18 protein-coding genes, 1 tRNA gene, 1 pseudogene and 1 riboswitch are annotated in these 22,494 nt (G+C 72.2%); of the genes and pseudogenes, 6 read left to right on the forward strand and 14 right to left on the reverse strand.

Going from position 1 to position 22,494, the window contains the following annotated elements; all coding sequences use genetic code 11:
- Positions 1–21: 21 nt before the first annotated feature.
- Positions 22–234 carry a hypothetical protein gene (locus HUN59_RS13635; protein ID WP_174777126.1) on the reverse strand — a complete coding sequence of 71 codons (213 nt, stop codon included), beginning with the start codon at positions 232–234 and terminating at the stop codon, positions 22–24.
- A 587-nt stretch (positions 235–821) separates the two neighbouring features.
- Between HUN59_RS13635 and orn the strand changes: the two genes are divergently transcribed.
- The 3 genes from orn to HUN59_RS13650 all read left to right on the forward strand — a co-directional run bounded on the left by orn (position 822) and on the right by HUN59_RS13650 (position 2,022).
- A complete protein-coding gene (gene orn, locus HUN59_RS13640; RefSeq protein ID WP_058740498.1) occupies positions 822–1,460 on the forward strand; it encodes an oligoribonuclease in 639 nt (212 codons plus the stop codon).
- A gap of 67 nt (positions 1,461–1,527) precedes the next feature.
- Positions 1,528–1,600: transfer RNA gene (locus tag HUN59_RS13645), tRNA-His, on the forward strand.
- Positions 1,601–1,677: 77 nt separating this feature from the next.
- Complete coding sequence (locus tag HUN59_RS13650; protein WP_058740497.1) at positions 1,678–2,022, forward strand: metallopeptidase family protein; 345 nt, start codon at positions 1,678–1,680, stop codon at positions 2,020–2,022.
- A 72-nt stretch (positions 2,023–2,094) separates the two neighbouring features.
- Here the strand turns inward: HUN59_RS13650 and HUN59_RS13655 are convergent, their stop codons facing one another.
- The 5 genes and pseudogenes from HUN59_RS13655 to HUN59_RS13670 form a co-directional block, all read right to left on the reverse strand.
- Positions 2,095–2,667, reverse strand: a complete 573-nt coding sequence (locus tag HUN59_RS13655) for an ATP-binding protein (protein WP_254629887.1) — start codon at positions 2,665–2,667, stop codon at positions 2,095–2,097.
- Positions 2,660–4,540, reverse strand: coding sequence for an ATP-binding cassette domain-containing protein (locus tag HUN59_RS13660; protein WP_441307043.1), 1,881 nt, complete (start codon positions 4,538–4,540; stop codon positions 2,660–2,662). Before HUN59_RS13660 ends, HUN59_RS13655 begins: the two co-directional genes overlap by 8 nt.
- Positions 4,514–4,945, reverse strand: a pseudogene (locus tag HUN59_RS20150) (energy-coupling factor ABC transporter ATP-binding protein); the annotation flags it as partial. The pseudogene HUN59_RS20150 and the gene HUN59_RS13660, both read right to left, overlap by 27 nt.
- Before the next feature lie 137 nt (positions 4,946–5,082).
- Positions 5,083–5,724, reverse strand: a complete 642-nt coding sequence (locus HUN59_RS13665; RefSeq protein WP_058740494.1) for an ECF transporter S component — start codon at positions 5,722–5,724, stop codon at positions 5,083–5,085.
- A riboswitch (TPP riboswitch) is annotated at positions 5,719–5,830 on the reverse strand. Its footprint overlaps the gene before it by 6 nt.
- A gap of 80 nt (positions 5,831–5,910) precedes the next feature.
- The gene (locus HUN59_RS13670) at positions 5,911–6,234 is read right to left on the reverse strand and encodes a hypothetical protein (RefSeq protein WP_058769316.1); all 324 of its coding nucleotides are present in this window, start codon (positions 6,232–6,234) and stop codon (positions 5,911–5,913) included.
- Between the two features lie 129 nt (positions 6,235–6,363).
- Between HUN59_RS13670 and glgX the strand changes: the two genes are divergently transcribed.
- Genes glgX through treZ form a run of 3 tightly spaced genes read left to right on the forward strand, consistent with a single transcriptional unit; the run spans position 6,364 to position 12,871 of the window.
- On the forward strand, positions 6,364–8,664 hold the full coding sequence (gene glgX / locus HUN59_RS13675) for a glycogen debranching protein GlgX (RefSeq protein WP_144802263.1): 2,301 nt from the start codon (positions 6,364–6,366) through the stop codon (positions 8,662–8,664).
- Positions 8,661–11,120 (forward strand): malto-oligosyltrehalose synthase, encoded by a 2,460-nt coding sequence (gene treY / locus HUN59_RS13680; protein WP_174778644.1) that lies wholly within the window; start codon positions 8,661–8,663, stop codon positions 11,118–11,120. Before glgX ends, treY begins: the two co-directional genes overlap by 4 nt.
- Positions 11,117–12,871 (forward strand): malto-oligosyltrehalose trehalohydrolase, encoded by a 1,755-nt coding sequence (treZ, locus tag HUN59_RS13685; protein ID WP_174778645.1) that lies wholly within the window; start codon positions 11,117–11,119, stop codon positions 12,869–12,871. The genes treY and treZ overlap by 4 nt, the downstream gene beginning before the upstream one ends.
- Before the next feature lie 127 nt (positions 12,872–12,998).
- Here the strand turns inward: treZ and HUN59_RS13690 are convergent, their stop codons facing one another.
- The 8 genes from HUN59_RS13690 to HUN59_RS13725 form a co-directional block, all read right to left on the reverse strand.
- A complete protein-coding gene (locus HUN59_RS13690; RefSeq protein WP_174778646.1) occupies positions 12,999–13,793 on the reverse strand; it encodes a polyprenol monophosphomannose synthase in 795 nt (264 codons plus the stop codon).
- A gap of 47 nt (positions 13,794–13,840) precedes the next feature.
- The gene (locus HUN59_RS13695) at positions 13,841–14,518 is read right to left on the reverse strand and encodes a class F sortase (RefSeq protein WP_174778647.1); all 678 of its coding nucleotides are present in this window, start codon (positions 14,516–14,518) and stop codon (positions 13,841–13,843) included.
- An 83-nt stretch (positions 14,519–14,601) separates the two neighbouring features.
- Positions 14,602–15,753, reverse strand: coding sequence for a glycosyl hydrolase family 8 (locus HUN59_RS13700; RefSeq protein WP_058742702.1), 1,152 nt, complete (start codon positions 15,751–15,753; stop codon positions 14,602–14,604).
- Positions 15,754–15,849: 96 nt separating this feature from the next.
- Positions 15,850–16,749 (reverse strand): DUF4397 domain-containing protein, encoded by a 900-nt coding sequence (locus HUN59_RS13705; protein WP_174778648.1) that lies wholly within the window; start codon positions 16,747–16,749, stop codon positions 15,850–15,852.
- 170 nt (positions 16,750–16,919) lie between these two features.
- Positions 16,920–18,908 carry an ArnT family glycosyltransferase gene (locus HUN59_RS13710; protein WP_174778649.1) on the reverse strand — a complete coding sequence of 663 codons (1,989 nt, stop codon included), beginning with the start codon at positions 18,906–18,908 and terminating at the stop codon, positions 16,920–16,922.
- A complete protein-coding gene (locus tag HUN59_RS13715; protein WP_174778650.1) occupies positions 18,905–20,395 on the reverse strand; it encodes a glycosyltransferase in 1,491 nt (496 codons plus the stop codon). Before HUN59_RS13715 ends, HUN59_RS13710 begins: the two co-directional genes overlap by 4 nt.
- A complete protein-coding gene (locus tag HUN59_RS13720) occupies positions 20,392–20,970 on the reverse strand; it encodes a GtrA family protein (protein ID WP_174778651.1) in 579 nt (192 codons plus the stop codon). The genes HUN59_RS13715 and HUN59_RS13720 overlap by 4 nt, the downstream gene beginning before the upstream one ends.
- A gap of 236 nt (positions 20,971–21,206) precedes the next feature.
- Complete coding sequence (locus HUN59_RS13725; protein WP_174778652.1) at positions 21,207–22,211, reverse strand: aldo/keto reductase family protein; 1,005 nt, start codon at positions 22,209–22,211, stop codon at positions 21,207–21,209.
- Positions 22,212–22,494: the final 283 nt, after the last annotated feature.

Below are 22,494 nucleotides of genomic sequence, written 5' to 3' on the forward strand. Positions count from 1 at the left end.
CGGTCAGCCCCGCGAGGAGCGTCAGACCATCTCGCCCGCCGAGATCGCTTCGGCCTCGACCCGCTCGGGCTCGGCCCCGTCGTCGACCCGGCGCAGGACCTTCGTCGTCGCGACGACCACCACGAACGCGATCGCCACCGAGACCCCGGCGAACACGTACGCCGCCGAGGGGGCGATCGCGTCGGCGAGCAGCGTCGCGACCGGCGGGGCGATCGCGCCACCGATGAAGCGCACCGCGGAGTACGCGCTCGAGGCGACGGAGCGGGGGCGAGTCGGGGAGGCGAGTCGGGGAGGCGAGTCGCGGAGGCGAGCGGGCGGTATGCGCGGTGGTCACGCGTCAGGCGGGTCGGTTTCCGCCCGCTCGCGGACTGGGTCTGTGGGCCGTGGATGCGCAGGGCTGCGCTGGGGACCGTGCATCGCCGCGAGCGGGCGGAATGCGCGGTGGCCCCGGCGGCCGAGGCGCGGATTCCGCCCGCTCGCGAGACCGGTCGCGTTCGGGACGGGCGTCGGACGGCGTCAGTCAGCAGCGCTGGAACGCGAGCGGGCGGAACGTGCAAGGAGTCCGGCGGACGGCGCGCCGATTCCGCCCGCTCGCGGACGGCGCAGCGGCTGGTCGCCCGAGTCGGACGGCTCGGACAGCTCGGCCGGCTCGGCCGGCTCGGTCGGCTCGGTCGGCTCGGACGGGAGGCACGGGTCGACTCCGCCACGCGGCGCACCAGCACGGGGCGCGGCCAGTCCGTGCGCGCCCGGCAGCGTGGTCGCCGTCCACAGGAGTGGGAGCGCGGGCAGCAGCGTCACACCCGCGGAATAGGATCGTCGGCATGGCAACTGCGAACGACCGCCTCGTCTGGATCGACTGCGAGATGACCGGCCTGGACCTCCAGGTCGACGAGCTCGTCGAGGTGGCCGTCGTCATCACCGACTTCGACCTCGTCCCGGTGCACCCCGGGTTCGACATCGTCATCAAGCCGGACCAGTCCGCGCTCGACAACATGAACGAGTTCGTCACGAACATGCACACGACCTCGGGCCTCATCGACGAGATCCCGCACGGTGTGAGCCTGGCCGACGCCGAGTACCAGGTGCTCGAGTACATCCTCCAGCACGTCCCCGCCGAGGGCTCCGCTCCCCTGGCCGGCAACACGATCGGCACCGACCGCGCCTTCCTCGCCAAGTACATGCCGCGCGTGGACGGCCACCTGCACTACCGCAGCGTCGACGTCTCCAGCATCAAGGAGCTCTGCCGCCGCTGGTTCCCGCGCGTGTACTTCAACGCGCCGGAGAAGCACGGCGGGCACCGTGCCCTCGCCGACATCCTCGAGTCCATCCGCGAGCTCGAGTACTACCGCCGCGCGGGCTTCATCCCCGAGCCCGGTCCGACGACCGAGGACGTGCGTGCCGTCGCCGCCTCGGTGGTCGAGCAGTGGGCCCCGCGGCTCGCCCAGCCCGCCGCCGAGTAGTGGTCCGCGCAGGCCGCGGCATGTACTACTATTGAGGGGTTGCTCCGGCCAGTCCGGGGTCAGCATGGTGGGTATAGCTCAGTTGGTAGAGCGCCTGGTTGTGGTCTAGGAGGTCGCGGGTTCGAGACCCGTTACTCACCCGGTTGACGAAGGCCCCGTCCTGATGGACGGGGCCTTCGTCGTTCTCGGATGCGCATGTGCCACGATCGTGCCCGTGATGGAGATGTCCGCCGACGCGTTCGAGCAGCTCGTGACCGACGAGCTCGACCGGCTGCCCGACGAGATGGTCGACGGACTCGACAACGTCGTCTTCGTCGTCGAGGACGAACCCGAGGACGGTTCCGACCTGTTCGGCGTCTACGACGGGGTCGCCGCGACCGAGCGTGGCCAGTACGGCTTCGGCGAGCTCCCGGACCGGATCGTGGTGTTCCGGAAGCAGCACCTGCTGGAGTGCGACACCGTCGAGGAACTCCGTGACGAGGTCCACACGACGCTGGTGCACGAGATCGGGCACTTCTACGGGATCGACGACGAGCGGCTGCACGAACTCGGGTGGGCGTAGCGACCACGAGTCCACCCACGTGGCGACCACGAGTCCACGCACAGCGCGACCCCGGGTCCACCCGCCCCCCCCCTACGTCCGCACCACCAGGTCGGCCAGCGCCGCCGGGTCCTCCGCCGCGATGAAGGACGCCTCCTGCGCTGCCCACCGGTCCCACTCGCGGGCGAAGACCTCGCCGTCACGGCCGATCGCCCGGTCGCGCCGGACGGTGTCGTCCGCCTCGAGCCAGACGCGGAAGGTCGCGAGCGGCGCCGAGGCCCGGGACAGCGCACCGCACCCCTCGACGACGAGCGGCACGCCCGGGTCGATCGACTCCCACCCCGCCGGGCTCGCCGTCGTCCAGTCCCACCGCCGGTAGCCGGAGTGGGCGCCGAGGACGTCCGTCACCACCGCGTCAGCCGCCGCACGGAGCCCGTCCCACCCCGGGTAGACGTCGTCGAGGTGCACGACCCGGGCGCCGAGCCGGTCCCCGAGGGCGTCGCCGAGCGTCGTCTTGCCGGTCCCCGAGCGCCCGTCGACCAGCACGACGAGCCGCCCCCGCCCGGAAGCCGCACGGAGATCCGGAGCAGGACCAGCAGCGGCAGCGGCAGCTGCCGCCGCAGCCGCAGCCGCAGCCGCGAGGCCGTCCACGACCCCGTCAGACACGCCACGTCCCCGCGCCCACCGCCACCGCGACCGACACCGCACCGATCCCGACGAGCACCGCGACCATCGCCCACTCGGGGCCGCCGAAGCGCGCCGGTCGCGCCCACGTCCGCCGACCCGGCGCCCCGAACCCACGCGACTCCATCGCCACCGCGAGCGTCGTCGCCCGCCGGAGCGCGAGTACGAGCAGCGCGAACGCCATCGATGCACCCCGACGCAGCCGCCCGGTGTCGGCCAACCCCCGGGCACGCCGAGCACTGCGGAGCTGCCGCCAGTCCCCGCCGAGCAGGGTCGACATCCGCACCGCCGCCAGTGCCCCGAGCACGAACCGCGCGGGCAGCCGCAGGAGCTGCGCCAGCCCGTCCGCCAGGTCGGTCGGGTCGACCCACACGAACAGCGCGATCGCCGGCAGTCCGACGCCGAGCACCCGGAGTGCGGTCGCCAGGGCGAGCTCGAGCGACCCGTCGGTGACGTGCACGAAGCCGAGGTCGAACCACTCGCGTCCGGACGGCCGGCCGTACAGCGCGATGCTCACGGCCGTCAGCGGGACCGCTGCGGTCAGGGGTGCGGTCCGGAGCAGGAGCGTGCGCCAGGGGATGCGGAGCAGCGGCAGCAGCAGGACCTCGAGCAGGAGCGCGACGGCTGCGGACACGACGTCCAGGCTCAGGACGAGCAGCAGGCCGAGCGCGAGCACCCCGAGCAGGGACGCGACGGGCTGCACCCCGCGGATCCCGCGGGGCCGGACGGGAGGCACGGATCGCCCTCGCGCGTCCGCTGCGGTCCCCGGGACGACCGGCCGGGCATCCCCCGTCACGTCGGCGACGACACCGTCCGCCGTCCCCGGGCCGGTCGGCCGCAGACCGCCCGGGCCGGCCGGTCGCACGCCCTCCGGGCCGAGCACCACCTCGTCCGCGTCGAGCGCCCGCACCAGGTCACGGTCGTGCGTCACGGCGACGACAGCCGTCCCCGCGTCCGCGAGCGCGCCGAGCCGTTCCACGACGGCCTGCCACGTGGCGCGGTCCTGTCCGGAGGTCGGCTCGTCGAGCACGAGCACGTCGGGCTCCGCCGCGAGCACCGTGCCGATCGCGAGCCGTCGCTGCTCGCCGCCGGACCTCGGGCGCTCGGTCGAGCGGACGTCGAGGACCGGGTGGATCGGGTGCTCGACGACCTCGGCTTGGCGCACCTGGCGGATGCGAACCCCTTCACGCTGTCCGGCGGCGAGCTCCTGCCGCACGGTGGCCGCGACGAACTGGTGCTCGGGGTCCTGGAACACCGTCCCGATCCGGCCGGCGAGCTCCCGGCTGGACCAGGACGACGGCGCCGCCCCGGCCAGGCCGTGCCGCAGGGCGGGGGTGGCCTCGAGGACGCCGGCGTCGGGCGCGAGCAGCCCGGCGAGCGTCAGGCCGAGCGTCGACTTCCCGACGCCGTTCGGCCCGGTCACCGCCAGCACACGCCCGTGCCGGACCGTCAGGTCGATGCCGCTGCCGACCCGGTGCCCCCGGCCGCGCGCGGTCGCGAGTCCCCGAGCGTCGAGCAGCGCCCGAGCGTGCGCGCGGTCCTCCCCGGGGACCGCCTGCCGAGCCGAGCCCCGAGCAGGCTCCGACCCGGGCACCCACACGCCCGCCGCCGCGAGCGCCGGACCGTGCGCGGCGAGGACCTCGGTCGGCGTGCCGTCCGCGACGACCCCGCCGGCGGGAGCGAGCAGCACGAGCCGGTCGACCAGGTCGAGCCAGGTGCCGATCCGGTGCTCGACGACGAGCAGCGTCGCACCGGTCTCGTCGAGGACCGCGCGCACGGCGTCGTGCACCTGACGCACGCCGTCCGGGTCGAGGTTCGCGCACGGCTCGTCGAGCACGAGCGCGCCGGGACGCATCGCGAGCACGCCCGCGAGTGCGAGCCGCTGCCGCTGCCCGCCGGACAGCGCGGTCGTGGACCGGTCGAGCGGCAGGTCGAGGCCGACCACGTCGAGCGCCGACCGGACACGCCGCCAGGTCTCGTCCCGCGGCACGCCGGTGTTCTCGCAACCGAACGCGACGTCGTCCCCGACGCGCGACATCACGGTGTGCGCCTCGGGGTCCTGCATGACGAGGCCGACCCGCCCGCGGACCGTCCCCGGTGCGGCATCGTCGACGAGGACCGTGCCCTGGACGGCCGCGGCGGTGTCGTCCTCGGGGTCCGGCTCGTCGGGCAGCACCGCGGCGACGGCCCGCAGCAGCGTCGACTTGCCCGCGCCGGACGGTCCGACGACGGCGACCCGCTCCCCCGGGCGCACCGCGAGGTCGACCCCGCGGACCGCCCACTCGTCGCGGGCGGCGTAGCGCCACCCCCAGTCACGGAAGACGATGCCGGCCGGGCCGGTGCTCGCCGGGACCTCGGTCGCGGGCGCTGCGTCCGCACGACCGGCGGACACGGCCGTCACGCCGCGCTGCGGGTCGTGCGCTTGGCGTGCTCCCGACCGACCGCGAACTGCGACAGGACCCCGGTCGCGGCGAGCGCCCGGACGATCGCCCAGGACCCGGCACCCGCGATGACGGCACCGGAGACCACGGCGCACACGACGTAGACGGCCTTGAACCCGGCGTCGAGCCCCGGGTACCACAGGACGGTGTCGTTGATGCCGAGCGCGAGCCCGGCGGCCGCCCCCGCGAGGACGACGACCGGCAGCCGGTACACGCGGTACAGGAACAGCGCGAGGACGAGCTCGGCGCCGAGGCCCTGCACGAGGCCGGCCTCGAGCGTCAGCCACCCCCACTGCGTGCCGAGCAGCGCCTCGACCGAGGCGGCGACCATCTCGGCGTACAGGGCGGCTCCGGGCTTCCGCACGACGATCGCGACGATCGGCCCGGCGAGCAGCCAGACGCCGCCGAACAGCGACTGCGATCCCGGCAGGACGAGGGCGGCTCCCGCACTGAGCGGCTCGTAGCCGAACTCCCAGAGCTTGAAGACGACGCCGATCGCGACCGCGAGGACGCTGGCGACGACGATGTCGACCACGCGCCAGCGGAGCGACCGCCGGAGGGTGGTGGACGGGACGGTGGACTGCATGGTTGCAGGCATGGTGCTGACTCCTCCCTGCGCCGGCATGACCCGGATCAGGTTCGACGGTCGGAGCGCCGTTCGCTCCCTCTCAGCCCGGTGGTCCCGGACTCCCGTGTGTGTGGCAGCAGTCTAGACGGGTGACGACCAGATGACGGACGGGAGGATCGTGGCGGCGTCGCCACGATCCTCCCGTCCGTCATCTGGTCACTTCTTGAGTGCGCGGACCACCTTGGCGAGCGCCTTGCCGGTCACCCAGATGGTCGGGATGCTGACCGCGAGCAGCGAGATGAGGTTCGGCTCGAACTGCAGGTCCTGTCCGGGACGGCGTACGTAGGCGCCGACGGGGATCGACACGCCGCCGCCACCCCCGCCGCCGTTGTCGTCGCCGTCCCCGCCGCCGCCGAAGCCGAACCAGCCCAGCGACACCGGGATGAGGGTCTGGTCGCCGACCTCGACCGGCTCGCCGTAGTTGGTGGAGACGCCGATCGGGCGCACCTTGTCTGCGATCTGACTCACGATGTTGGCCATGCGCGCGAGGCTACTCGGCCACTCCTCCACAGCGACGCGCGGAGTCACCCTCGTCCACTGCTGGAGCTTGTCTGCGGACGCGGAGGGGCCGCGCCGATACGTTGGCGGCACCCACACCTGGAGGACCGTTTGCACACCTGGCCCGGCAGTCCGTACCCCCTCGGGGCGACCTACGACGGCAGCGGCACGAACTTCGCCCTGTTCAGCGAGGTCGCCGACCGCGTGGAACTGTGCCTCTTCGACGACGCTGGGAACGAGGAGTGCGTCGACCTGGTCGAGGTCGACGCGCACGTCTGGCACGCGTACCTGCCCAACGTGGCACCGGGGCAGGAGTACGGCTTCCGCGTGCACGCCCCGTACGACCCGGCGAGCGGACTGCGCGGCAACCCGAACAAGCTGCTCCTCGACCCCTACGCCAAGGCGACCAGTGGCGACATCGACTGGGACCAGGCGCTGTTCTCGTACACGTTCGGCGACCCGGACTCGACCGACGACCAGGACTCGGCGCCCCACATGATGAAGGGGGTCGTCATCAACCCCTTCTTCGACTGGCAGGGCGACCGGTCGCCGGGCATCCCGTACGGCGAGACCGTCATCTACGAGGCCCACGTCAAGGGCCTCACCGAGACGCACCCCGACGTCCCCGAAGAACAACGGGGCACCTACGCCGGCGTCGCGCACCCGGCGGTCATCGAGCACCTGAAGCGGCTGGGCGTCACCACCCTCGAGCTCATGCCGGTGCACCAGTTCGTGAACGACTCCACCCTGCAGGAGAAGGGGCTGTCGAACTACTGGGGCTACAACACCATCGGGTTCTTCGCGCCGCACTCGCACTACTCGTCGTCCGGCGACCGCGGGCAGCAGGTGCAGGAGTTCAAGGCGATGGTGCGCGAGCTGCACCGTGCGGGGATCGAGGTCGTGCTCGACGTCGTCTACAACCACACCGCCGAGGGCAACCACCTCGGGCCGACGCTGTCGTTCCGCGGTATCGACAACGCCGCCTACTACCGCCTGGTCGAGGACGACAAGCGGTACTACATGGACACCACGGGCACCGGCAACTCGCTCAACGTGGGTCACCCGCACTCGCTGCAGCTGATCATGGACTCGCTGCGGTACTGGGTCACCGAGATGCACGTGGACGGGTTCCGCTTCGACCTCGCGGCCGCCCTGGCGCGGGAGTTCTACGAGGTCGACCGCCTCGCAGCCTTCTTCGAACTGGTCCAACAGGACCCGATCGTGTCCCAGGTCAAGCTCATCGCGGAACCGTGGGACGTCGGTCCCGGCGGCTACCAGGTCGGCAACTTCCCGCCGCAGTGGTCCGAGTGGAACGGCAAGTACCGCGACACCGTGCGCGACTTCTGGCGCGGCGAACCATCGACCCTCGGCGAGTTCGCGTCCCGCATCTCCGGATCGGCCGACCTGTACGAGCACGACGGCCGGACCCCCAAGGCGAGCATCAACTTCATCACCGCCCACGACGGCTTCACGCTGTACGACCTCGTCGCCTACAACGAGAAGCACAACGAGGCCAACGGCGAGGACAACAACGACGGCGAGAGCCACAACCGCTCGTGGAACTCCGGCGTCGAGGGGCCGACCGACGACCCGGCGGTGCACGCGCTCCGGCTGCAGCGTCGCCGGAACTTCCTCGCGACGCTGCTCCTCAGCCAGGGCGTGCCGATGATCGCGCACGGTGACGAGCTCGGGCGGACCCAGGGCGGCAACAACAACGTCTACGCCCAGGACTCGCCGATCAGCTGGATCGACTGGGAGCACGCCGACGACGAGCTCATCCAGTTCACCGCCGACGTCGTGAAGCTCCGGCACGACCACCCGACCTTCCGCCGCACGCGGTACTTCAACGGCCGTCCGGTCCGCCGGAGCGAGGGCGAGCCGCTCCCCGACGTCGTGTGGCTGACGCCCTCCGGTGATGCAATGGACCCCGAGGACTGGGACTCCGGCTTCGGCAAGAGCGTCGGCATGTACCTGAACGGCGAGGGCATCCGCGGGCGCGACCGCTGGGGCGAGCGGGTCACCGACGTGGCGTTCCTGACGTACTACAACGCGCACGACGACGTCGTGACGTTCACCCTGCCCCCGGAGGAGTACTCGCCGGGGTGGACCGTGCGGATCGACACCGCCGACCCGGGTGCCCGCGACGAGGTCCTCGACGCCGGGACGCCGCTCGACGTCCCCGCGCGGTCGATGATCGTGCTCCGTGCCGAGCCGGACCACGAGGTGACGACGGCCCCGGTCGACGCCGCCACGGACACGAAGCCGTCCACGCCGACCAACCCCGCGGCCTCGCCCACCACCTCGGCGACGGACCCAGCGGGCACCGACCCGTCGACCTCCGAGCCCGCGAGCTCCGAGCCGGCCGACGACAGCGCCACTCCCGAACCCGACAGCACAGGAGCCACCAGGTGACCGCCAGACGCGTCCCCACGTCCACCTACCGACTGCAGGTCACACCCGACTTCGACCTCACCCGGGCGCAGGACGTGGTCGAGCACATCCGCGACCTCGGCGCCGACTGGGTGTACCTCTCCCCCGTGCTGCAGGCAGAGCCCGGTTCGCAGCACGGCTACGACGTCGTCGACCACTCCCACGTCGACACCGAGCGCGGCGGCGACGCAGCGCTGCGCGGGCTCGCCGAGGCCGCCCACACCGCCGGACTCGGCGTGCTCGTCGACGTCGTCCCGAACCACGTCGGCGTCGCGACGCCCGAGGCGAACCCGTGGTGGTGGTCGCTGCTCGAACAGGGCCAGGCCAGCCCGGTCGCGTGGGCGTTCGACGTCGACTGGGAAGCCGGCGACGGCAAGGTCCGCGTCCCCGTGCTCGACGACCGCCTGCTCGACGCCGTCGAGCTGCGTGACGGTCGGCTGTACGTCGGCGAGACCGCCTACCCGACCGCTCCCGGGACCGTGCTGGACGGCGACGACGTCGAGACCGTGCACGCCCGCCAGCACTACGCGTTTGTGCACTGGAAGCGCGCGGACCACGAGCTGAACTACCGCCGGTTCTTCGCGGTGAACACCCTCGCGGCGATCCGCGTCGAGGAGCCCGAGGTGTTCGCGGCCTCGCACGACACGATCGGCGGCTGGTTCCGCGACGGGCTCGTCGACGGCCTGCGGATCGACCACCCGGACGGCCTGTACGACCCGGCCGGGTACCTGCAGGACCTCGCGGACCTGACCGGCGGGGCCTACACGCTGGTCGAGAAGATCCTCGAGCCGGGCGAGCAGCTCCCGTCCTCGTGGCCCGTCGACGGCACCACCGGCTACGACGCGCTCGGCGTCGTCGACCGCGTCTTCGTCGACCCAGCGGGCGAAGAGGCGCTGACCGCCGCGTCCGGTGCCGAACCGACCGACTGGCAGCAGCTGACCCACGACACCCGCCGGGGCATCGCCGACGGGATCCTGGGCAGCGAGGTCGCGCGACTCGCCCGGCTCCTCGCGTCGACGGCCGGTGACCTGCCGCAGGAGCGCGTGGTCGACGCGGTGGCCGAGATCGTCGCATCGTTCGACGTCTACCGCACCTACCTGCCCGAGGGCGTCCACCACCTGATCGCCGCCCTGGAGCGCGCGGCCGAGACGCGACCGGACCTGGACGACGTGATCGACCGGATCGCGCCGGCGCTCGTCGACCCCGGGCACGCCGCGGCGCTCCGCCTGCAGCAGACCTCCGGCATGGTGATGGCGAAGGGCGTCGAGGACACCGCGTTCTACCGGACGTCGCGCCTGAGCTCCCTGAGCGAGGTCGGCGGTGACCCGAGCGTGTTCGCGGTGTCGGTCGATGACTTCCACCAGGCGCAGCGCGAGCGTCAGGGCAGCTGGCCGCACACGATGACCACGCTGACCACGCACGACACCAAGCGGAGCGAGGACACCCGCGCCCGCATCGCGGTGCTCGCCGAGCTCGGGTCGGAGTGGTCGAGCGCCCTCGAGCAGCTGAACGCCCTCGCGCCGCTCGACGACGCGGTGTTCGCGGACCTGCTCTGGCAGGCGATCGTGGGTGCCCGACCGGCCAGCCGCGAGCGCCTGCATGCGTACGCCGAGAAGGCCTCGCGCGAAGCCGGGGACAGCACGACCTGGACCGAACCGGACGAGGCCTTCGAACAGCAGATGCACGCCCTCGTGGACGCCGCGTTCGACGACCCGCGCGTGGTCGCGGTGCTCGACGAGCTCGACCGCACGATCGACGCGGCCGGCTGGTCGAACGGGCTCGCGCAGAAGCTGGTCCAGCTGACGATGCCGGGCGTCCCGGACGTCTACCAGGGCACCGAGGCGTGGGACCGCTCGCTCGTCGACCCGGACAACCGCCGCCCAGTCGACCACACGGAGCTGCGGCACGTCCTCGCAACGCTCGACGGCCCCGAGGGCACCGGTCCGGAGCAGCTACCCGAGGTCGGCCTGGACGGTGCGGCGAAGGTCCTCGTGACGAGCCGCGCCCTGCGGGTCCGACGCGACCACCCCGAGCTCTTCACCCGGTACCTCGGGCTCGAGGCCACCGGCATCGCCGCCGACCACGTGCTCGCGTTCGACCGCGGCGGTGCCGTGACGGTCGCGACGCGGCTGCCCGTCGGGCTCGAGCGCGTCGGAGGGTGGGGCGACACGCTCGTCCACCCGGTGCCTGCCGACCGGGTCGACCTGCTGACCGGTCGTCGCTTCCCGGCGTCCCGCGACATCGCCCTGTCGGCGCTGCTCGCCGACCTGCCCGTCGCCCTGCTCGTCCCGGCGGACGTCGCCGACGCCGACCCCACCGGAGCCGAGCACGACGCCGCACCGGTGACGTCCGGCGCGGACCCCGGCACGAGCACGAACAACACCGCTGCGGTCTCCGACCAGCAGGCCGAGATCGAGATCCTGGAGGGTCACGCATGACCGTTCCCGCCCGCTACGCCGTCTGGGCGCCGAACCCCGAGCGCGTGCGCCTGGTCGTCGACGGTACCGAGTACGCCATGACCCGCGGCGAGGACGACTGGTGGGCGACCGACGAGGTCGTCCCCGTCGTCGGCGCGCGCTACGGCTTCCGCATCGACGACGACGACTCCGTCCGACCCGATCCGCGCAGCCGGTACCAGCCCGAGGGCGTGCACGGCCCGTCCGAGGTCGTGGACCCCGAGCGCTTCGCCTGGACCGACGATTCGTGGACCGGTCGGCCCGCCCGTGGGGCCGTGATCTACGAGATGCACGTCGGCACCTTCACCCCCGAGGGCACGCTCGACGCCGCGGCCGCCAAGCTCGACCACCTCGTCGAGCTCGGGGTGGAGTTCGTCGAGCTGCTCCCCGTCAACGCGGTGAACGGCGAGTGGAACTGGGGCTACGACGGTGTCGGCTGGTTCGCCGTGCACCACCCCTACGGCGGTCCCGACGCCTACGACCGGTTCGTCGACACGGCGCACGCGCTCGGCCTCGGCGTCATCCAGGACGTCGTGTACAACCACCTCGGTCCCAGCGGGAACTACCTGCCGCTGTACGGGCCGTACCTGCTCCAGGGGCTCGGCAACACGTGGGGTGACTCGGTCAACGTCGAGGACCCCGAGGTCCGCCGGTACGTGCTCGACAACGTGCGCATGTGGTTCCGTGACCACCACGTCGACGGACTCCGACTCGACGCGGTGCACGCGATCCGCGACACCACCCGGCCCCACGTCCTGCAGGCGATGGCCTCCGAGACCGAGGCGTACGCGCAGTCCGTCGGGCGCCCGCTGTCGCTGATCGCGGAGTCGGACCTCAACGACCCGGTCATGTTCCGCCCGCAGGAAGCCGGCGGGTACGGGCTCACCGGTCAGTGGTCCGACGACTTCCACCACGCGGTGCACGTGGCGGTGACCGGGGAGACGAACGGCTACTACGCCGACTTCGCCCCGCTGTCGGCGCTCGCGAAGGTCCTGGACCACGGGTTCTTCCACGACGGCACGTGGTCGTCGTTCCGCGGGAAGCGGCACGGACGACCGATCGACCGCGGGACCTCGCCCGCGACCGCCCTCGTCGTCGCGAACCAGAACCACGACCAGATCGGCAACCGGGCCGCAGGTGACCGGCTCGCCGCGACCCTGGACGACGAGTCGCTCGTCATCGCGGCCGCGCTGACCCTGCTCGGGCCGTTCACGCCCATGCTGTTCATGGGCGAGGAGTTCGCTGCGACGACGCCGTGGCAGTTCTTCACCTCGCACCCGGAGCCCGAACTCGGCAAGGTGACGGCCGAGGGACGCATCAAGGAGTTCGCGCAGCACGGCTGGGACGAGTCGACGGTGCCCGACCCGCAGGACCCGACGACGTTCACGAACTCCAAGCTCGACTGGGCCGACGTCACCTCGGAGCGGGGTGCGACGATCCTGCGCGCCTACCGGGTGCTCGTCGCGCTGCGTCGGACCGAGCAGGCGTTCGTCGATCACCGCTACGAGGCGAACGCGGTCCGCTTCGACGCGGACGACCGGTGGCTCGTGCTCACGCGCGGGCTGCTCGGACCCGACGCAGCGCCCGTCCACGTCGTCGTGCACTTCGCCGACGACGCCGCGGACGTGCCGGTCCCGGACAGCTCGGGCGAGGAGCTCTACCGGTTCGGGTCGGCCTCGGTCGAGGACGGCCGCGTCCACTTCGACGGCCGCGGGATCGTCGTGCTCCGGTAGTCACCACGGCGACGGTGCTCACCACGGCGACGGTGCTCACCACGGCGACCACAGGACGGACGGGAGGCGCGGTGCCAGCCGGCACCGCGCCTCCCGTCCGTCCTGCAGGTCCGGCAGACCTGCTGCGTCAGGCGGTGCGGTCGGCGACCGCGTGCGCGTTGCGGCGCACCGACGGCAGCCGTCGGTGGTCGCGCACGATCGAGCGGAGCTCGCGGAGGCGGCGGTCGATGCCCCACTTCGTGACGAGGGTCAGGCTCTCACGCACGATGTTGCCGCTCATCTTCGAGACGCCGAACTCGCGCTCGGTGAAGGTGATGGGCGTCTCGACGACGCGCAGGCCGGCCTCGAGGGCGCGCCAGCACAGGTCGACCTGGAAGCAGTAGCCCTTCGAGGCGACACCGGCCAGGTCGATCCGCTCGAACGCCGACGAGGTGAAGACCCGGAAGCCGCCCGTCGCGTCCCGCACGGCGATGCCGAGCGCCATCCGGGTGTACAGGTTGCCGCCGCGGGACAGCAGCTCGCGGTACCAGGGCCAGTTCTCGACCTCGCCGCCCTTGATCCAACGGGAACCGAGGACCAGGTCGTTCGAGTCGGCGAGCTCGAGCATCCACGGGAGGTACTCCGGGTGGTGCGAGCCGTCGGCGTCCATCTCGACGAGCTTGTCGTAGCCGTGCTCGAGGCCCCAGGCGAACCCCGCGAGGTACGCGCCGCCGAGGCCGTCCTTGACCGTGCGGTGCATCACGTGCACCCGGTCGGTCTCACGGGCGATCGCGTCGGCGATGTCGCCGGTACCGTCCGGGGAGTTGTCGTCGACGACCAGCACGTGCACGCCGTCGTCGGTCGCGGCGAGGGTGCGCGCGACGATGGGGCGGACGTTCTCCGCCTCGTCGTAGGTCGGGATGATGACCAGGGACTTGCTCATGGTGCTCCTTGCGGGGTCGGGTCAGACGATACCGAAGTGCGTTGCGGTCAGCCTGACGACAGCTCTGCGAAGACGATCAGATTGTCCGTGTAGTGCCCTGTCGCCGTGTCGAAGGTGCCGTCGCAGGTGATCAGTCGGAGTTGGGGTGTCGGTGCGCTGCCGTAGACGTCGCTCGTCGGGAAGGCGGACTTCGCCGCACGCTCGGACCGCTCGACGGTGAAGGTACGGGTGGTCCCGTCCGACATCCCGACGCGCACCTGGTCGCCCGCCACGAGCTCGTCGAGCCGGAAGAAGACCGCCGCGCTCGTCGGGCTGTCGACGTGGCCGGCGATGACCGCCGGCCCGACCTGCCCCGGGACGATCCCGTCGGCGAACCAGCCGGCGCTGTCCCAGTCCTTCGGCGGATCGAGCTCGCCGGCGGGGCCGCGGCCGAGGTCCTCGAGTCCCGAGGAGACGCCGATCGCGGGGATCTCCACCCGGACCGGGGTGGCGGTCGACCGAGCGGCCGGCGCCGCTGGGTCCTGGAATCCCGAGGTGTCTCCCGCGCCGGCCCCGTTCTTCGCCGCGCCGGCGTCGTTCTTCGCCGCGCCGGGGTCGGATGACGCCGATGCGCTGCTCTCGGGGACCGACCGGGCCTGGCCGCCGCCCGCCGTCGTGGTCGCGACCGCCACGCCGGCGACGCCGCCGACCACGAGGACACCCGCGACGACTCCGGCGAGCACCACGCCGCGCCGGCCGGGACCACGCCCTCGCCACCACGCAGCGGGTGCCCGGGACGAACGCTGCGGCTGGGCCGCCCGACGCCCGGTCACGAGGCGCTCCCCGCGTCGGTCCCGCAGCCGCCGAGCACGTTCGACGTGAGCATCGTCGCGCCGAGCGCCGCCCACGCGTCGCCGTAGTAGGTGCGCGTCGTCGCCGAGGTCCGGTCGCTCCGCCGCAGGTCCGCGGAGGCCGCCGGGATCGCCCCTCCGGCACGTTCGGCTGCCGCCCGCGCCGCGTAGGCGAGCGCGCTGGTGTCGGAGGTGACGGCCGAGCCGCCCAGGTCCAACTGCGCGGCGAGCTCGGTGCTGCGCCGCAGGGTCGGGGCGAGCGACCCGGCGAGCGCCCGGTCGTCCGCCGAGCAGGACTCGGCGTAGCGGAGCGGCAACCGCATCGCGTCCCAGCCGTACACGACCTGCCCCTGGTCGCCGGACGCGGGCATAGGGTCCACCGATCCGTCGGCGTGCACCTGTGACCAGTCGCTGGGCAGGTCGCTGCGGTCCAGGACCGCCGCGGTGGCGGCGTGCGAGCCGGCATCGAGCTCGCCCCACCGGCGGTCGCCCGTCGCACGCTCGAGGACGCGGAACGCCGCCGGGGACGCGTACGAGGCGTTGTACCGGTAGGGCTCCTGGTCGGCCCACGGACCCGGCAGGAGGATCGTCCCCAGGTCGGTGCGCGCGGTCTCGTGCTCGAGGATCGCCGCTGCGAGGGTCTTCCCCGCCGCGGTGTACCGCGGGTCGTCCCAACGGTCGCCAGCGAGCACGAGGGCACGCGCGGCGTCGAGGTCGGCGTCGCTGGCGGGCTGTTCGTCCGCCACGCCCTTCCCCGGCGTCCACCGCCACGCCAGCAGGTGGTCGTCGGTCAGCAGGTGACGCTCGGTCCACGACCAGATCGCGCGGAACGTCTCCCGGTCGTCGTTCGCGTAGGCGATGAGCAGGCCGTACGCCTGGCCCTCGCTCACGGTGTCGCCGCCCTGGTCGGTGCGGACGACCCGACCGTCGCGCACGTACCGGTCGAGGAAGTCGGACCGGAGCTGTGCTGCGCTGCGGTCCACGTCCGGAGCGGACGTCGAGGTGGCGTTCGAGGTCGCGGCCGCCTGCGGGGCGGCCCCGCCCCAAGGTCGGACGGCGACGAGGGCGATGCCGACGGCGACGACGAGCGTAGCCGCGGCGGCGATGGGGATCCAGGTCCTGCGGGTCATGCCTGCTGCACCTCTCCGGGGTGGTCGGGAACGGTCGGGATGGAGGCGCGGATCACCTCAGCGGATCCGCCGGCGTCGTCCGCGCCTCCTGTCCCGTCAGCGGAAGAGCGAGCGGAACGCCGCGACGACCGCGTGCGTGAACTCGGTGAACGGCCGATCCACGGACGCGCCACCGCCGCCGGTCTGGACACCGCCGGAGGGCGTCGAGGCGGTGGCCGCGGCATCCGTGACGGGCACGACCGTCAGGTCGCCCTTGCTGTCGTCGAGGACGAACAGCGTGGAGACGGTGTTCCCCGCGAGGTCCACGTCGGCGGTTCCGCGCTGGCCGTCGCCCGAGACGTCGAGTCGCCACTTGCCCGCACCGACGGTCGCGTACTTCGTCGCCGTGCCGAAGGCTGCGTCGGCGGCGACGGTGGTGCCGTCCGGCGTGCTGACGTCGACCTCCTTCGCGGTGGTCGCGGCCTGGACCAGTCGGAGCTTCGCCTTGCCGTCGCCCGGCTGCTGCAGGTCGTCGGTGAACGCCGTCGTCCGCAGGGCGTCGTTCTTCCCGTAGGCGACGACCGTGTTCGCGTCGCCCTGCTGCACTTGCACGTCGGTCGAGATCACCGGGGTGGAGTCCGGGGCGTCGGCGGCGCGCATCGAGAGGACGTACGTCCCGACGGGGAGCTCCTGGTACGGGCTCACCTGGCCGTAGGTGACGTCGTCGAGCTCGAACACCTTCTTGCCGCCGGACAGGCTGGTCAGTTCGACGTCGACGCTCTTCGTGTCCGGGGAGAGGTGTCCGACGCGCAGCCAGCCCTCGGCTCCGGTGGTCGCTGCCGTGGCGGTCTGCGGCACGGCGAGTCCGACGGTGGCGGCGACCAGGGCCGCCGCGATCCCGCCGACGACGACCGGTCGACGGACCGTGCGGCGGGGTGCGGCGTGGCGGGCGGCGGTGCGTGCGGTGATGTTCGCGGTGGTGCGGACGTCGTTCGGGGCGGAGGTGCGTGCCTGCATCGTGGTGCTCCTTCGATTCGGGTGCTACGGAGTGCTGCTGGTGGTGGGTGAGTGGTGCTCGTGCTGCGCTGGTGCGTGGTGCGCTGGTGCGAGCGGGCTGTTCCTGCTCGTATCCGGCGATTCCGCTGCGGGTTCCGCCCGCTCGCGGCCACGAGCGGGCGGCCCCGACGTCAGGACGCGCTGGTCGGCGTCGTCGTGGGGTCGGCGGGTGCGTAGGTCACGACCACCCGGTCCCCGTCGCGCTCGATGTCGGCCGGGCGGATCCCGTCACTCATAGCGGCGAAGGTGGCTGCCGCGCGGACCGCGCCGGCGTCCCCGTCGATGTGCAGGACCATCCGACGGAAGGGCTGCCCCTCCTCGCCGGTCAGTGCCGTGAAACGGTCGACGCGGACGTCCTGGTCGGCGAGCACCTGCCCGAGGGCGAGCATCGCGCGAGAGTCGACCTGACCGGCGCGGAACTGGGACCTCGTGCCGGCGTCGGCACGGAGCGCCGGGTTCTGCGCCAGCTCGGTGCCCATCGTCTTCCGCCCGTTCGTGGCGGCGGTGATGGCCTCGTCCGCGGCGGTCGTCCCCGCTGCGTGGATGCGTCGGACGTCCACGCGCTGGTCGCCGGTGCCGAAGCTCGCGACGCTCGTCGAGTTCTGGATGGCGAGCGAGACGTCCCGGGACGAGTTGCCACCGGTGCGCATCGAGTCGGTCGTGACGACGTAGTCCGAGTCCTTCCAGCCGTTCGGCGACTGGCGCTGGACGGCGGCGTCGGTGTCGAGCTTGTAGTACCAGACCACGTTGTTCCTGGCGAAGCCGTCGCGCACTAGGTCGACCCACATGGCGTCGTCCACGAGCAGGCGCGAGGACTTCGGCACGTTGTCGCCGACCCACTGCTCGGCCTGCTGCATCGGCAGGTCGAGGTCCGCGACGAGGAAGCCGCGGAGCTGCGTGCCCCAGAGCGGCACGGCCACCACGAGTGCAGCGGCGGTGACGACGGCCCACGTGGCACCGAGGCTCCGGCGGGCGAACCCACGGACGCGCGTCCGTGCGTTGCGGCGCGTCCGACCGGCCAGGGCGAGGACAGCCCGCTCGGCCGTGTAGGCCACGAGCAGCGCCGCGAACGGGACGAGCATGATGACGTAGGGCACCGGCAGGTACCCGTTCGGACGGAACATCATCGCGAGCAGGAAGACGATCATCGCCGCGATCGGTCGGACCCGGCGCAGGAAGAGCCCGACGACCGCCGCGACCGTGCCGAGCACGATGAACACGGGGTCGAGCGCCCACCACTGGGACGCCGCCTGGTTCGCCAGGCTCCCCGCGTCGAAGACGGAGCCGGACGCGGCGCGGGATCCGAGCTGGTAGGTGATGCCCTGGAGGAGGCTCACCCGGCCGCTGCCGGGCAGGAGTTCGCCCTTGACCGCGGCGAGCAACAGGTACCCGCCACCGATCACGACCAGGACCGCACCGGCCACGCTCAGCGTGTACCGACGTGTGCTGCGGTCGGCCCGCCGCACGGCGATCCACACGAGGAACGGCAGCGCGAGCAGGTACGTCTCCTTCGAGAGCACTGCCACGCCCAGGCAGGCAGCCGCCCCGGCGAACCCGGCGAGCTGCTGACGCCGGCTGAGCACGAGGACGAACGCGGCGAGGAGCCACGGCGTCGCCACGTTGTCGATGTAGACCGTGCGGTGGTACTGCAGGGCGAGCGGGGAGAGCGCGAACACGAGCCCGGCCGCGGCCGCGGTCGCCCGACCAGCGCCGAGTCGGCGAGCGAGGACGAAGAGCAGGAGGCTCGAGACGGCAGCGAAGAACACCATCGCCTCGCGGCCGGCCTCGACGGCGAAGGGGTAGCGGGCGAAGGCGCCCGTCAACGCGGTGTACCCGGCGATCTGGATCCACCCGAGCGGAGGGTGGTCGTACCAGTACGTGTAGTGGGTGAGTTCACCGAGGTGCCCGATCGCCCAGGCCTGCGCCGTGTACGTGCCCTCGTCGTCGATGCGCTGCGGCGTGCCGGACATGTTCCACGCCTGCACCACGACGGTGACGGCGAGGACCGGCACGAGCCAGCCGAGGCTGGCTGCGTGGACCCGGAACCAGCCGCGGACGCCGGAGAACGTCTCGGCGCCACGGACCGGGATCCCGGTGGTGTGGGTGATGCTGGCGCTCATCGGGCACCTCCTGCGGTCGTGCCGGCGAGTTCGCGGGGCTCGGCATCGGTGGTCACGGCGTTCGCGAACCCGACGACCTCCGGCTGCGCGCCACCCGTGCGGTGCTGGCCGGTGTGCTCGGTCTTCTCCCAGCCGTTCTGGCCCTTGACGTGTCGGACGACCGCCCGGACCGCAGCCGCGGCGAGGAACACCTGGTACGGCACGAGCCCGAGCACGAGCGACACGTAGTCACGCGCCCGGACCTTCTCCTGGTAGAGCCGGCCGAACTCGTTGAGCCCGACGACCTCGACGGCGAGCAGCATGAGCGTGGGCGCCACGGGGATGAACGTCATGAGCGCGATCGCGGTGGGCACCTTGACGAAGAGGATCATCAGGGCGCTCAGCGGGATCAGCAGGCCGGTCGCGGCCTGGACGAAGGGCATCGTCAGCATGTACCGCGCGAAGAACCGCTGACGGAACGAGGGCAGCTTCTTCCACTCCCCCTTCCCGAGCACCTGGAGGAAGCCCTGGTTCCACCGGGTCCGCTGCTTGAGCAGGGACGAGAAGGTGGGCGGCGTCTCCTCCCGGGTGACGGCTTCAGGGCTGTACGCCACGACGACCTTCGCGCCGTCGGCTGACAGTCGGACGCCGAGTTCGCAGTCCTCGGCGAGGCAGTGCGCGTCCCAACCGTTCGACCACTCGAGGCGTTCCTTGGTCACGAACACGGTATTGCCACCGAGCGGGATGAACTTCGAACCGGCGTGGAAGTGCAGGCGGGACCGGAACCAGAAGTAGTACTCGAGCACGTTGCGGAGCGCCCACCAGCTCGACCGGAAGTTCATGAGCTGCACACCGCCCTGCACGACGTCGGCACCGGTCTCCTGGAACCGCGAGTCGACCAGGCTGAGCAGGCGCGGGTAGACCTCGTCCTCGGCGTCGAACACGCCCACGATGTCGCCCGTGGCGTACTGGAGGGCGAGGTTCATCGCCTTCGGCTTGTTCTTCGGTGCCGTGTCGTCCACGACCACCCTGATGAGGGACGGGTGGCGTGCAGCAGCGGCCCGGACGACGGCATCGGTCTCCGGGTCGTCCTCGCCGACGATCGCGATGATCTCGAAGTCCGGGTGGTCCTGCGTGGCGAGCATGTCGAGCGTCTGGCCCATCACGTCCTGCTCGTGCCGTCCGGGCACGAGGAGCGTGAAGCGGTGCGCCGCGGGCAACGGTGTCTGGCTGAAGCTCGTCGACTTCAGCGCGTCCCGCGACCGCCATGCGTGGAGCATCCACCACAGGGTGGTGAGTGCGATCACGGTGAGCAGCACCGACACGGCGACGAGCGCGGAGTAGCCGATCGTCTCGCCCAGTGACCACGCGACCTGGGGACCCTGTCCCGATCCTCCCGTCGGGACGTCGGTCGTGCCACGGTTCGGGACGTCCCCGGCCGGGTCGTTTCCCTGGCCGGGCTGCAACAGCGGCGCGGCGGCCGTGAGCAGGGTGGTGGCGATGGTCATGCGAGGTGCTCCTTCGCGTGGGCGTCGGTGGAACGGAAGACGAGGGCCTTGTACGCGGCGAACCGGAACGCGGTGCCGAGCACGAGACCCACCCCGTTGCCGGCGACGTTGTCGGCGAGGGTCGAGGTGAAGCCGAGGACGTAGTGCGAGACGAACAGGCAGGCCGCGGCGATGCCGAGGCCGAGGACGTTCGTGACGGCGAAGAGGAACCCCTCGCGGAGGGTCTCCTTCCCGCCGACCTGCCGCTGCGAGCGGAACGTGATGGAGCGGTTCGCCTGCCACGCGACCACGGTGGCGACGACGGCGGAGAGGATCTTTGCCGCGATCGGACCGTCTGACAGGACGGTCGCGCGCAGCAGGTTGTAGACGCCGAGGTCGATGAGGAAGCAGACGGCGCCGATGGCGCCGAACGAGACGAGTTGGGTCGCCCCCGCACGCAGGCGGGAGGCGACCGTCGGTGCATCCGCGGTCGCCGCAGGGCCGGCGGGCGGCGCTGGGTGGGCGGCACGTGCAGCGAAGGTCGGCACCGACCCGGTGCCGCATGGCACCAGAACGGGGGTGTCGGTTCGGGTCATGCCCCCTCTTCGGGGGCACGCGTCGGGGCGGTTTGGGTGGGGTACAGGTTCTGCCAGGACCCTGCCAGTTCCCCGACACCTGCTGTTCATCAGTGAACATCCGTCAGTGTTTCGGCTGATCAGGGCCCACATCGACCGTCCGTCTGGACGGTCGCCGATGCTGGATACTGGCTGAACGACGGACGGGAGGCGCGGTGCCGGCTGGCACCGTGCCTCCCGTCAGTGAGGTGGCCGCGTCAGGCGGGACGCCGCTCCGGGCTGACCGTCCTGCTCGCGTCGCGCTCCGGGATGTCGCCGAGCGCGGCGTCGATCGCGGCGAGCGCGTCGGCGTCGAGCGTGACGCCCGCAGCCTTGACGTTGTCGGTGACCTGCTCCGGACGGGAGGCGCCGACGATCGCGCTCGCGACGTTCTCGTTCTGGAGCGTCCACGCGATCGCGAGCTGCGCGAGGGTGAGGCCGGCCTGGTCGGCGACCGGCTGCAGGCGCTGCACCGCCTCGAGGACCTCGTCGCGCATGAACCGCTTGATCATGTCCGCGCCGCCCTTCTCGTCGGTCGCGCGGGACCCGGCCGGCGCCGGCTGACCCGGCTTGTACTTGCCGGTCAGGACGCCCTGGGCGATCGGCGACCAGACGATCTGGCTGAGGCCGAGCTGCTTCGAGGCCGGGACGACCTCGCCCTCGATGACCCGCCACAGCATCGAGTACTGGGGCTGGTTCGAGATGAGCTGGAAGCCGAGCTCCTTCGCGAGCGCGGCGCCGGCGCGGATCTGCTCGGCGTTCCACTCGCTGACGCCGATGTAGAGCGCCTTGCCCTGCCGGACGACGTCGGCGAAGGCCTGCATCGTCTCCTCGAGGGGCGTCTCGTGGTCGTAGCGGTGCGCCTGGTACAGGTCGACGTAGTCGGTCTGCAGCCGCTGGAGCGACCCGTCGATCGACTCCATGATGTGCTTGCGCGAGAGGCCGACGTCGTTGTGCCCCTTCGGCCCGGTCGGCCAGTAGACCTTCGTGAAGATCTCGAGCGACTGGCGACGCTCGCTCTTCAGCGCCTCGCCGAGGACGGTCTCGGCGGCGGTGTTGGCGTACGTGTCGGCGGTGTCGAACGTGGTGATGCCGGCCTCGAGGGCGGCGCGGACACACTGGGTCGCGACGTCGTTCTCGACCTGCGAGCCGTGCGTCAGCCAGTTGCCGTAGGTGATCTCGGAGATCTTGAGTCCGGAGTTGCCCAGGTACCTGAATTCCATGGTCCCGACGCTACCGGGGCCCGGGCCGGGGTGAGGGGCCGTGCGAGTACCTGGTTGGCGCGGGCGTGGCGCGGGAACGCGTGCGGGTCGCGGCACGCGAGCGGGCGGAATAGGCGGTGGACGGGAGGCGCGGGGCGCGTGTTCCGCCCGCTCGCGTCCGACGGGCGGCGCGGGCGGCGTGGGCGGCCCGGGTGGCGCGAGCGGCACGCGAGCGGGCGGATACGACGTAGGACGGGAGGCGCGGGGCGCGTGTTCCTCCCGCTCGCGTCCCAGGCGCCCCACC

It is taken from the genome of Curtobacterium sp. Csp2, assembly GCF_013347165.1.

What these genes read in the sequence shown, in the direction of transcription:
- HUN59_RS13660 (WP_441307043.1), bottom strand. Translation starts at nt 4,540, where the DNA reads ATGCGTCCCGGCGCGCTCGTGCTCGACGAGCCGTGCGCGAACCTCGAC.
- HUN59_RS13670 (WP_058769316.1), bottom strand. Translation starts at nt 6,234, where the DNA reads ATGGCCAACATCGTGAGTCAGATCGCAGACAAGGTGCGCCCGATCGGC.
- HUN59_RS13725 (WP_174778652.1), bottom strand. Translation starts at nt 22,211, where the DNA reads ATGGAATTCAGGTACCTGGGCAACTCCGGACTCAAGATCTCCGAGATC.
- HUN59_RS13690 (WP_174778646.1), bottom strand. Translation starts at nt 13,793, where the DNA reads ATGAGCAAGTCCCTGGTCATCATCCCGACCTACGACGAGGCGGAGAAC.
- HUN59_RS13665 (WP_058740494.1), bottom strand. Translation starts at nt 5,724, where the DNA reads ATGCCTGCAACCATGCAGTCCACCGTCCCGTCCACCACCCTCCGGCGG.
- HUN59_RS13650 (WP_058740497.1), top strand. Translation starts at nt 1,678, where the DNA reads ATGGAGATGTCCGCCGACGCGTTCGAGCAGCTCGTGACCGACGAGCTC.
- HUN59_RS13705 (WP_174778648.1), bottom strand. Translation starts at nt 16,749, where the DNA reads ATGCAGGCACGCACCTCCGCCCCGAACGACGTCCGCACCACCGCGAAC.
- HUN59_RS13715 (WP_174778650.1), bottom strand. Translation starts at nt 20,395, where the DNA reads ATGACCATCGCCACCACCCTGCTCACGGCCGCCGCGCCGCTGTTGCAG.
- HUN59_RS13700 (WP_058742702.1), bottom strand. Translation starts at nt 15,753, where the DNA reads ATGACCCGCAGGACCTGGATCCCCATCGCCGCCGCGGCTACGCTCGTC.
- treZ (WP_174778645.1), top strand. Translation starts at nt 11,117, where the DNA reads ATGACCGTTCCCGCCCGCTACGCCGTCTGGGCGCCGAACCCCGAGCGC.
- orn (WP_058740498.1), top strand. Translation starts at nt 822, where the DNA reads ATGGCAACTGCGAACGACCGCCTCGTCTGGATCGACTGCGAGATGACC.
- HUN59_RS13710 (WP_174778649.1), bottom strand. Translation starts at nt 18,908, where the DNA reads ATGAGCGCCAGCATCACCCACACCACCGGGATCCCGGTCCGTGGCGCC.
- HUN59_RS13720 (WP_174778651.1), bottom strand. Translation starts at nt 20,970, where the DNA reads ATGACCCGAACCGACACCCCCGTTCTGGTGCCATGCGGCACCGGGTCG.